The 11,393-nt window shown below is 64.3% G+C and carries 8 protein-coding genes and 1 pseudogene; 1 reads left to right on the plus strand and 8 read right to left on the minus strand.

Annotated features, from left to right (window positions below; translation table 11 throughout):
- Positions 1–4: 4 nt before the first annotated feature.
- From LRS09_RS00915 to LRS09_RS00930, 4 genes and pseudogenes are all read right to left on the minus strand, one after another.
- Positions 5–460, minus strand: coding sequence for an META domain-containing protein (locus tag LRS09_RS00915; RefSeq protein ID WP_257803697.1), 456 nt, complete (start codon positions 458–460; stop codon positions 5–7).
- 78 nt (positions 461–538) lie between these two features.
- Positions 539–1,456: a DMT family transporter gene (locus LRS09_RS00920; RefSeq protein ID WP_257803698.1), complete on the minus strand. Its 918-nt coding sequence runs from the start codon at positions 1,454–1,456 to the stop codon at positions 539–541.
- A 22-nt stretch (positions 1,457–1,478) separates the two neighbouring features.
- Positions 1,479–2,810 (minus strand): NAD-dependent dihydropyrimidine dehydrogenase subunit PreA, encoded by a 1,332-nt coding sequence (gene preA, locus LRS09_RS00925; RefSeq protein WP_257803699.1) that lies wholly within the window; start codon positions 2,808–2,810, stop codon positions 1,479–1,481.
- A 338-nt stretch (positions 2,811–3,148) separates the two neighbouring features.
- Positions 3,149–4,505 (minus strand): annotated as a pseudogene (locus LRS09_RS00930) (NAD(P)-dependent oxidoreductase).
- Between the two features lie 227 nt (positions 4,506–4,732).
- On the opposite strand from LRS09_RS00930, the gene LRS09_RS00935 reads away from it, so the two are divergent.
- A complete protein-coding gene (locus LRS09_RS00935; protein WP_257803700.1) occupies positions 4,733–5,299 on the plus strand; it encodes a hypothetical protein in 567 nt (188 codons plus the stop codon).
- Between the two features lie 3 nt (positions 5,300–5,302).
- Here the strand turns inward: LRS09_RS00935 and LRS09_RS00940 are convergent, their stop codons facing one another.
- From LRS09_RS00940 to LRS09_RS00955, 4 genes are all read right to left on the minus strand, one after another.
- A complete protein-coding gene (locus tag LRS09_RS00940; RefSeq protein ID WP_257803701.1) occupies positions 5,303–7,420 on the minus strand; it encodes an ABC transporter ATP-binding protein in 2,118 nt (705 codons plus the stop codon).
- A gap of 10 nt (positions 7,421–7,430) precedes the next feature.
- The gene (locus LRS09_RS00945) at positions 7,431–8,630 is read right to left on the minus strand and encodes an ABC transporter permease (protein WP_257803703.1); all 1,200 of its coding nucleotides are present in this window, start codon (positions 8,628–8,630) and stop codon (positions 7,431–7,433) included.
- A 12-nt stretch (positions 8,631–8,642) separates the two neighbouring features.
- Positions 8,643–9,680, minus strand: a complete 1,038-nt coding sequence (locus LRS09_RS00950) for an ABC transporter permease (RefSeq protein ID WP_257803704.1) — start codon at positions 9,678–9,680, stop codon at positions 8,643–8,645.
- Between the two features lie 90 nt (positions 9,681–9,770).
- On the minus strand, positions 9,771–11,372 hold the full coding sequence (locus LRS09_RS00955) for an ABC transporter substrate-binding protein (RefSeq protein WP_257803705.1): 1,602 nt from the start codon (positions 11,370–11,372) through the stop codon (positions 9,771–9,773).
- Positions 11,373–11,393 lie beyond the last annotated feature (21 nt).

The raw sequence follows: 11,393 nt of genomic DNA on the forward strand, positions 1-11,393 counted from the left end.
AGTCTCAGCGCCCGATCAGCATCAGCGGCTTGCCGGTCGCGTCGAGGAAGACGACGTTCGTGCCGCGCGTCTCGTATCCGGCGACCTTCTGGATTGCATCGGTGAGCTTCTGCTCGGCGTCGCCGATCTCGCCGGGGCATGCCATCTCCGTCGCCATGCCCGGCGCGAAGGTGACGGCGTTGCCCTCGCCCGGCACGATCTGGGTGCCGATGCGGTTACAGCCGACCGAGAGCGAGACGCGCAATTCCTTGTCGACTTCGAAGGTGAGCTTCGCCGCCGCCGGCAAGGGCTGCAGCGCCCCGTCGGGGCCGGCGAGTTCCATCCGCGTCCAGGCGCCCGACCAGTCGAGGCTCGATTGCGCGGCGGAACTCGTCATCAGCGGGGTCTCCGGCTCGTCTGCGAAGGCGGGCAAGGGTGCGGCGACGATGAATGCTGCGAACATCATTGCAAATCGCGACATGGACGCCTCCTGATCTTGATCAGAAGCCGATCATTCCGGCGAATTGCAGCGCGAGTAAGGCTCCGCCGCGATCGCAGCCTAGTCGCCGGCGAAAGCCATGACGAGGAGGCCGAGCACGATGACGCTCGCGCCGGCCACCACCGGCGCGCTCGCCCATCCATGTCCCATCAGACCCTCGTAGAGGATGATGAACACCGGCGTCAGATAGCTGTAGGCGAGCACCTTGGCCGCAGGCAGCCGCATGGAAGCATATTGGGTGAGAAAGAAGGAACCGCCGCTGGTGAAGGTGGCGAGATAGAGGATGGTCACCCAGACTTCGGTCGGCAGGCTCATCCAGTCCGTGGCGACGATGTCGCGCAGCCCCCACGCCGCCAGGCAGAGACCGGTCGCCGCGACCGTCCATAGCGTGAAGACGACCCCTTCCTCTCCCCGGTTGAAGCGCCGGATCAGCGGCCCGTAGGCCGCGTGGCACAACACGCCGGCAAAGAAGATCAGCTCTCCCCTGCCGACCTCGAAGCGCGCGGCCGCCGCGAGGTCGCCCCGGAAGACGACCCACAGCGACCCGACCGCCGCCAAGACAATGCTCACGACGACCGTGCCGCGCGGCACCTGTCCCAGGAGCAGCCAGCCGAAGCCGGCACTGGCGATCGGCATCAAGGTGAACACCGCTCCGCTCGAGACGGGATCGGTGAACCGGAGCGCGACGAACATGGTGACGAAGAACGCCGCCATCAGTGCGCCGAGCACGCCATAGCGCCAGACCGCGCGCGGCCACTCGATGTGCCCGCCCGTCAATGCCATCGCCACCCCCGTCATGACGCCGGTGCCGATCGCGAAACGCACCGCGTTGAGCGCGGCGGGTGCGACATGTGGCGCAGCAATCGCGCCGAACGAGAAAGATCCCGCCACGAAGGCCGCGAATCCGATCATCGCCAGATGGCCCAGCAGCTTCTGCCGGCCGGTGGCGAAAAGCGTATGCCTTGGCGCGACGCTCATCCGTCCGCGGCCGGTGCGCCAGCTACTCCGCCGGCTCGGCCACCTTGGCGGGAGCCTTGGACATCGGGTTGTTCGGGTGCTGCGTCCAGTTGGCATAGTTCGGCTGGACGATCTTGCCCGTCCGCTGGTCGAGCGCCCCCGCCGCAAGCGGCACCATGTCGATGCAGCCTTCGACTGGGCAGACATTGACGCACAGGTTGCAGCCCACGCACTCGTCCTCCATCACCTCGAAATGCCGCACGCCATCAACCATCGAGGTGATCGCCTGGTGCGAGGTGTCCTCGCAGGCGATGTGGCAGCGGCCGCACTTGATGCAGAGATCCTGGTCGATGTGCGCCTTGGTGATGTAGTTGAGGTTGAGATACTGCCAGTCGGTGACGTTCGGCGTGGCGCGGCCGATGATGTCGTCGAGGCTCCGATGGCCCTTCTCGTCCATCCAGTTCTCCAGCCCCGCGATCATCTCCTGCACGATCTTGAAGCCGTAGGTCATCGCCGCCGTGCAGACCTGCACATTGCCGGCGCCGAGCGCCAGGAACTCAGCCGCGTCGCGCCAGGTGGTCACGCCGCCGATGCCGGAGATCGGCAGGCCGCGCGTCTGCGGGTCGCGCGCGATCTCCGCCACCATGTTGAGCGCGATCGGCTTCACCGCCGGCCCGCAATAGCCGCCGTGGCTGCCCTTGCCGTCGATCGACGGCTCGGGCGAGAACGTGTCGAGATTGACCGCGGTGATCGACGAGATCGTGTTGATCAGCGACACCGCGTCAGCCCCGCCCTTGTGCGCCGCGCGCGCCGGATAGCGGATGTCGGTGATGTTGGGCGTCAGCTTCACGATCACCGGCATGCGGGTGTACTGCTTGCACCAGCGCGCCACCATCTCGATGTATTCGGGCACCTGACCAACGGCCGAGCCCATGCCGCGCTCGCTCATGCCGTGCGGGCAGCCGAAATTGAGCTCGATGCCGTCGCACTCGGTCTCCTCGACCAGCGGCAGGATCGCCTTCCAGGACGCCTCCTCGCACGGCACCATGATCGAGGCGACGAGCGCGCGGTCGGGCCAGTTCTTCTTGACCTGCTTGATCTCCTGCAGGTTGAGCTGCAGGGCGCGGTCGGTGATGAGCTCGATATTGTTGAGGCCGAGCAGCCGCCTGTCCGCGCCCCAGATCGCGCCGTAACGCGGGCCGTTGACGTTGACGACCGGCGGACCTTCCTCGCCCAGGGTCTTCCACACCACGCCGCCCCAGCCCGCCTTGAAGGCGCGCTCGACATTGTAGGCCTTGTCGGTCGGCGGCGCGGAAGCCAGCCAGAACGGGTTCGGGCTCTTGATGCCGACGAAATTGTTACGGATATCAGCCATGGCTCTACCTCAGTTGGCGTCGCTAGCTTTGAACGTAGTCGCGCGGTCTATCTGAATGGCTTGGCCTGTCGCACGTATAATGACCCGACAGAGTTCATCCCAAAGCCCTTGCCGATCGATCTCGCGATCCGACCTAGTCGCGAGTTGTTCTGCGACCTCGTCGCATAGGTCCCCCATCGTGATGAGGGGAAGCCTTGTCGACGAGGCGATAGAGACGCGAAAATGCGCATCTATTGCGTCGATCAAATCGTCATCGTCCCCATCTCCAACGAGATAGAGACTGTTTCTCCGCCCGGTCGCTTCAGCCCAGACCTCTTTCAGTCGACCGAGCAAGCTGGTTACCCCACCAACACCCGGTGAATGCTCTCCGCCGCATCGCGGCCGGCCGCGACGGCGGCCACCGTCAGGTCCTCGCGCGCATCGGCGACACAGTCGCCTCCGGCCCAGACCTTGGGATTGGAGGTCCGCCCCTCGGCGTCCACCTTGATGCGACCCCTGTCCATCGCGATGGTCGCACCCGACCCGTTCAGCGGCGCGGCGTCGAAGGATTGGCCGATCGCCTTGAACACCTGGTCGGCTGCAAGCACCACCGTCTCGCCGGTGCCTGCCAGCCTGCCATCCGTCTCCGCGGTGTATTCCAGCTCGATGCCGGCGACCTTGCCGTTTGCGGCGATCACACGCTTCGGCTGCAGCCAGTGCCGGATGGTCACCCCGTTGGCGGCGGCCAGATCCTGCTCGAACTCGGACGCATTCATCTGCTCCTTGCCGCGGCGGTAGGCGACCGTCACCTCTTCCGCGCCCAGCAGCTTCGACTGCACGGCCGCGTCGATCGCAGTCATGCCGCCGCCGATCACCACGACGCGGCGCCCCACCGGCAAGCCGCCGAGGTCGGAGGCCTGACGCAGCTCGGCGATGAAATCGACCGCGTTGTCGACGCCGACTGCCGTCTCGCCTTCCGCCCGCAGCGCATTGACGCCGCCGAGGCCCATGCCGAGAAATACCGCGTCGTGCCGACGCGGTCAGGTCGGCGAGATGATAGTCGCGGCCCAGCGCCTTGCCGTTCTCGATGGTGATGCCGCCGATCGCGGTAACGTAGTCGACCTCCGCCTGCGCGAAACCGTCGACGCTCTTGTAGGCGGCAATCCCGTATTCGTTGAGCCCGCCCGACTTCGGCTTTGCCTCGAGGATGGTGACGTCGTGTCCCTTGACCGCCAGACGATGTGCGGCCGCGAGGCCCGCCGGGCCCGCACCGACGACGGCGATCCTGCGACCGGTCGGCTCGGCACGGTGGTAGAACTGCTTGCCCTGCCCCATCGCGACATCGGTCGCATAACGCTGCAGCCGGCCGATCTGCACCGGCTTGCCCTCGGCGGTCTCGCGCACGCAGGCCTCCTCGCACAACGTTTCCGTCGGGCAGACGCGGGCGCACATGCCGCCGAGGATGTTCTGGTCGAAGATGGTCTTCGCAGATCCGAGCGGGTTGCCGGTCGCGATCTGGCGGATGAAGAGCGGGATGTCGATGGAGGTCGGGCACGCCTGCATGCAGGGCGCGTCATAGCAGAAGTAGCAGCGATCAGCCTCGACCAGCGCCTCGTGATGGTCGAGCGGCGGATGCAGGTCCGAGAAATTGTCGGCGTATTCGGCTGGCGACAGACGGCCCGCGACGATGCCGTCCCTTAGCTGGCCTGTGGCCATTTCAGCAGTTCCCCTTGTTGTTCGTTGGGAAGATGCTAGCACAGGCAATAATTTTATCAATCGGTCAAAAAATCGGCCAAGCCATTGAATTTCCATCCTAAAAACTTGATAATAATACTCATCTTTAGCCAAAGATCGGCATTAGCAATCCATTAACGATCCTTGCAAACGCGGCCTTCACCTTTCGGGGCGAGAACTGCGGCATGGTTCGCGGGCATTTGACTAAAATGGTCCTTGTCGCCCTGGCGCTCGGCCTGTCGGGCTGCGCCACGCGTCCGCACAGCATCAACAATGTCTGCGCCGTCTTCGAGCAACAGGATGGCTGGATCACCAACTGGCAGCGTTCGGCCAAGGCTGCAGAGCGCCAGCATGGTATTCCGATGGCCATCCTCATGGCCACAATCCGCAAGGAATCCGGCTTCCAGTCCAATGCGCGCCCGCCGCGCACGAAGCTTCTCGGCTTCATCCCGTGGAAGCGCCAGTCGAGCGCCTATGGCTATGCCCAGGCGCTGGACGGCACATGGGAGCAGCATAAGCGCGAGCGCGGCGGCTTCTCCGCCAGCCGCTCCAAGTTCGCCGATGCCGTCGATTTCGTCGGCTGGTACCACGGCAAGACAGTCTCGACTTACGGCGTCGCGCCGAACGACGCGCACAGCCTCTATCTCGCTTACTACTCCGGCTGGTCTGCCTTCGGAAAAGGAAGCTGGCGCTCAAACGCCTCGCTCAAACGCACCGCCCGCGACACCGCCCTCATGGCGCAGAGCTACGAGCGGCAGATGGCCAACTGCCGTTAGCGGTCAGGCGGCCTCGCCTTCCGGCGCGAAGGAGATGACGTTCTCCATGCCGGCGAACACCTCGGCCGGCAGATGGCACTTGACTTGGTGGCCGTCGCCGAGATCGCGCACCGGCGGCACCTCGCGCTCGCACAGTCCGCCCGGCACCAGTTTCTTGTAGTTGCACCGCGTCTGGAATGGGCAGCCGGAGGGCGGGTTCATTGCCGAGGGAATGTCGCCTTCCAGCACGACATGCTTCTTCACCACGCTGGTGTCCGCGATCGGGATCGCCGACAGCAGCGCCTCCGTATAGGGGTGGTAGGGCGGCTGGAAGATCTGGTCGGTCGTCCCCTGCTCGACGATATGGCCGAGATACATGACCACCACGCGGTCGGCGATGTAGCGCACCACCGACAGGTCGTGGCTGATGAACAGCATCGTCGTCTTGTTCTTGCGCTGGATGTCCATCAGAAGTTCGGTGACGGCCGCCTGCACCGACACATCGAGCGCAGACACCGGCTCGTCGGCCACCACTACCTTCGCCATGCCGGCAAAGGCGCGCGCCACGCCGATGCGCTGCTTCTGCCCGCCGGAGAGCTGGCGCGGCATGCGGGTCTCAAAGGCGCGGGGAAGCTTCACCAGATCGAGCAGTTCCAGCATCCGCTGCCGTCGCTCCGCCACCGTCTTGCCGACGCCAAACTTCTCCAGCGTGCGGATGATCTGCGACCCGACAGAATGGCTGGGATTGAGCGTGTCAAATGGGTTCTGGAACACCATCTGGATCGACGAGATGGTCTCGACGTCGCGCTTCTCGATCGACGTGTTGGCGATCTGACGATTGCCGAGCGTCACGCCGCCCTCAGTCGCGGTCTCCAGTCCGAGCAGGATCTTGGCGAGGGTCGACTTGCCGCAGCCGGATTCGCCCACGATCGCCACCGTCTCGCTCTCGCGCGCCATGAACGAGATAGTCTCGTTCGCCTTGACCGTCTTCGCCTCCGCACCACCAAATATCTCGTTGGCGGCGACCTTGTAGTATTTCTTCAGCTCCTCGATCTTCAGCATCGGCGCGCCCGGCTTCACCGGCTCCTTCGCCGCCGTCGCGTTGGGCGGCAGCGCCTCCCAGTCGATCTCGTTGAAGCGCACGCAGCGGCTGTAGTGGCCGTCGTGGCCCGCGACCTCGATCATCGGGATCTCGGCGGCGTTGCAGAGCCCTTCGACGAAGTGGTGGCAGCGCGGCCCGAAATTGCAGCCCTTCGGCCGCTCGTGCGGCAGCGGCAGCTGGCCAGGAATCGCCACCAGCGGCCGCGAATTCTTGTCCGCGCCCGGCAGCGGGATCGAGCGGAACAAGCCTTGGGTATAGGGATGCCGCATCCGGTCGAACACATCCCTGATATTGCCGGTCTCGACCGCCTCGCCCGAATACATCACCGTGATGCGGTCGCAGGTTTCGAGGATCAGGCCGAGATTGTGCGACACGAAGATCATCGACGTGCCGAACTGCTCGCCAAGCCCTTTCACCAGCTCGACGATGCCGGCCTCCACCGTCACGTCCAGCGCCGTCGTCGGCTCGTCCAGAAGCAGTAGCGCCGGCTTCGACAAGAGCGCCATGGCGATGACGATGCGCTGCTGCTGGCCGCCCGAGAGCTGGTGCGGATAGGAGTTCATCATCCGCGGCGGATCCGGCAGGCGCACCGCCTTCAGCATCGCCAGCGAGCGCTCGTAGGCCTCCTCCTTCGACACCTTCTCGTGGATGATCGGCACTTCCATCAGCTGCTGGCCGATCTTCATCGCCGGGTTCAGCGAGGCCATCGGCTCCTGATAGATCATCGCGATCTTGTTGCCGCGGATCGAGCGCAGCTCGGCCTCGGACATGTCGCCCATGTCCTTGCCCTGGAATTTTATCCGCCCGCCGACGATCTTCCCGACATTGGACAGGTCGCGCATGATGCCGAGCGACACGGTCGACTTGCCGCAGCCGCTCTCGCCGACGATGCCCATCGCCTCGCCGGGCATCACTGTGCAGGAGAAGTCCATCACGGCGGGAATCTCGCCGCGCTTGGTGAAGAAGGAGATCGACAGGTTCTCGATCTCGATGATCGGCTTGGCGTCTGCGATGGTCGTGGCTTTGACGGCTTCGTTCATCGTCTGCCTCTCAATCTTTCAGTGATTGTTCACGCAGGGCATCGGCCAGCAGGTTGAGCCCCAGGACGAAGCTCATCAGCGCGATCGTCGGCGGGAGCGCGGGATGGATGAAGGAACGCAGCAGCCGGGAGGCGTCCTTGATCGCGGTGCCCCAGTCCGGGCTTTCCGGCGCCAGCCCCAGGCCGAAATAGCCGAGCGTGCCGAGCAGGATCGTGGTGTAGCCGACGCGCAGGCAGGCATCGACGATCAGCGGGCCGCGCGCATTGGGCAGGATTTCCCAAATCATGATGTACCAGGGGCTCTCGCCGCGCGTCTGCGCCGCCGCCACATAGTCGCGCGTCTTGATGTCCATGACCAAGCCGCGCACGATGCGGAACACGCCCGGCGACGAGGCGAACACGACCGCAACAAAGATGTTCAGCGTCGAGGGTTCTATCGAGATCAGGCCGAGCGGGTCGGCGGAGAAGACGAGGCCGAGATAGATCCAGCCGCCGATCAGGATCGTCAGTCCGAGCTGGATCCACAGCCGGTCCGGGCGGTTCTTGAACCGCGTCCAGAACAGCGTGCAGAAGAACACCACCGGGAACAGAAAGAAGAACGCAGCCATCCCGCGCGGGATTGAGACGCCGATACCGGTTGTCTGGCTGAACCAGTTGTCGAAGGTGAGATTGCGGATCTCCGGCGTCACCAGCAGGTAGAACAGCAGGATCACCGGGAAGGCCAGGACGAGGTTGGCGAGGAAGGACAGGACCGAGTCGATTCGGCCACCGTAATAGCCGGCGGGCAGGCCCAGCGTGATGCCGACCATCAGCGCGAACATCGTCGCGAACGGCGCGATCACCAGCACGATCTGGCTGCCGTAGATCATGCGGGAGAAGACGTCCCGCGCGAGCTTGTCGCCGCCGAAATAGTAGACGTCGCTGGTGTTCGGCACGACGGTGCCCGGCATCGCATCCTTCATCACCGCAAGCTGTGTCAGAGGATCAAAGGGCGCGATCACAGGCGCGAAGATCGCCGTGAACAGCCAGAACAGGCAGATGAACACGCCTGCGATCCCGACGGAATTCGAGAACAGCTCGCCGTAGAGACCGAGCCGCTTGCGATAGAAAAAACTCGCCCCCATCACGATCGCCAGCGCCAGCCAGACCGGCCAGAAGCGGCCGATCACCCCGATGAGAACCTGAAACCAGCCGATGTTGTCGAACTGCATCCTGCGTCCCCCTTACTGCACGCGGATGCGCGGATTGAGATAGGCGTAGCCGATGTCCGAGATGAGCTGCGTGAACAGCACGACGAACACGGAGACGAGCGAGCAGCCGAGCAAGAGGTCGATGTCGTTGTTGCCGGCGGCCTCGACCAGCGTGAAACCGAAACCCTGGTAGCGGAACATCGTCTCGACGATGACGACGCCGGTGAGCAACCACGGGAACTGCAGCATGATCACGGTGAACGGCGCGATGAGCGCGTTGCGCAGCGCATGCTTGATGATGACCGTCCTGAAGCTCAGCCCCTTCAGCCGCGCCGTGCGGATATATTGTTGCGTCATCACCTCGACCATCGAGGCCCGGGTCATTCTCGCAATATAGCCGATGCCGTAGACCGCCATCGTCATCACCGGCAGCGTGAAGTTGTAGAAATTGACACCCTGCGAGGTCGCGGACGCGGCGGAGCCGTTCAGCCAGCCCAGCCAGGAGGCGAAGATGACGGTGAAGATGACGCCCGAGACGTATTCGGGTGTGGCGGTGGTCGCGATCGACAGCACCGACAGCGTCCGGTCCGTCCTAGACCCTTCACGCATGCCGGCAAGGATGCCGATCATGAGCGAGATCGGCACCATCGTCACCATCACCCAGAACATCAGCACGCCGGTGGCGCCGAGCGCCGGCCACAGCTTGGCCGCGACGGTGGTCTTGAACTTGGTCGAACAGCCGAAATCGCCCTGCAGGATGCCACCATAATAGGGCTCAGCTGGCTGCTGGCAGGCCTTGTAGCGCAACACCGGGCGCCCGGTTGCCGTATCGACCTCCGGCACGCGCTTCACCACGCCCAGCCATTGGCCGTAGCGAACGAAGAAGTTCTCGCGGAACCCGTTCTTCACCAGCCACTGCTCGATGTGCTCGTCCGACGAGCGCATGTCGAGCTGGCTGATCGACAGCTTTCTCAGGTTCGGCTCGAGATTGACCATGTAGAAGACGACCATGGTCAGGCAGAGCATGGTGATGACCATGGTGCCGAGTCGCCTGATGATGAATGCAAACATGCAAGCCCCTGCCATCTAGGTTGGGGTCACGAAGTCACCCGTCGAAACGTAGGAGGGGCGCACGCGCCCCTCCCGATTTTCCTGCGATGGTCAGGCTTCTTCCAGCCAGACTTTTCCGTAGTCGTGCTCGAAGGTCGGATGCATGCCGTGGTTCTTCACGGCCGGCACCGACGAATTGTAGAGCTTGCGCCAGTAGGGCTGGATAAGGATGCCCGAGTCCTGGATGATCTGCTCGATGTCCTTCATGGCGACCTTGCGCTTCTCGGCATCTGCGATGCCCAGCGCCTCGCCGATCTTGGCGTCGAGATCGGGATTCGAGTAGGCCGCCTCGTTCCACGCCTCGCCGGTGCGATAGGCGATGGCGACGACCTGGATGCCCAGCGGGCGCATGTTCCAGTTCGTCATCGAGTACGGATACTTCGTCCAGTCGTTCCAGAAGGTCGAGCCCGGCAGAACCGTGCGCTTGACCTTGATGCCGGCCTCGCGCAGCTGCGCGGCGATCGCGTCGCCGGTGTTCTTGTGCCAGTCCTCGTCGACCGTGATCAGGTCGTGCTCGTAGTCGGCCTGGCCGGCCTCGGCCAGCAGCGCCTTCGCCTTCGCCGGATCGCGCGCCACCTTCGGCAGCTCGACATATTCGGGATGGATGGGGCAGACGTGGTGGTTTTCGGCCGGCGTGCCGGCATTGCCGTAGCCGAGCTGCAGCACGATCGCATTGTCGACCGCGAGCTGCAGCGCCTGGCGTACCTTCTGGTCGTCGTAAGGCTTGTTGGCGACGTTGGTGCGCGCCACGATCGTGGAGGCGGTGACGACTTCCGACGTGACGCAGCCAACGCCCTCGAGGATCGACACGTAGTCGGCCGAGGTCTCGTGGTTGGTGTGCACTTCGCCGGCCTCGAAGGCCGACACCATCGCCGACGGGTCAGTGCCGTAGTCGATGAACTCGACGCCGTCTAGATAGGCCTCGCCGCCCCACCACTTGCCATCCTCGCGGCGCTTGTAGACCACCTTCTGGCCGACATCGTAGGAGACGAGCTGGAAGGGGCCGGTGCCGATCGGGTCCTTGGCGAAGTTCGCGCCCGTCTCGTCGAAGGAGCGGTGAACGATCAGCGCCGGATAGTCGCACAGGCTCGGGATGAGCGCGATGTCGGGCTTGGTCAGGCTGATCTTCACGGTCATGTCGTCGACCTTGGTCAGCGAGCCCTCGCGCAGCTTGCCCGTGGCCTCGTCGACGATCGTGCCCAGGCGTCCCGGCATCGAGTTGCCCTCGGCCGACTTGTCGGCCCAGCGCGTGAAATTGTAGATCACGTCATCGGCGTTGAACGCGTCGCCATTGGTCCAAGTCACGCCCGGACGGACCTTGAGCGTGTACTCGGTGGCGTCGTCGTTCACCTCCCAGCTCTCCAGCAGGTAGGGCTCGAACGTGTAGTCCTTGGTGTATTTCACCAGCGGCTCGAGCGTCTGGCGCTCGGCATTGGCGATCTCCGACCAGTCGGCCGTGCGCGGATCCTTCGGGTCCTTGATCCACATCGCGACCTTGAGCACGCCGCCCTTCTTGGGCTCCTGCGCGACGGCGGGCGTGGGCGCGGCCAGCCCGATCATGCCGTAGGCCATTGCGGTCGATGCGCCGAACGCGCTGGCGAGCGCCAGGAATTCGCGACGATCGACGCCGCTTTCCCGAACCGATTTCGCCATCTTAACAATGTGATCGGGAAC

The sequence above is a fragment of the Mesorhizobium sp. J428 genome (genome assembly GCF_024699925.1).
In the GTDB taxonomy this organism is placed as follows: Bacteria; Pseudomonadota; Alphaproteobacteria; order Rhizobiales; family Rhizobiaceae; genus Mesorhizobium_A.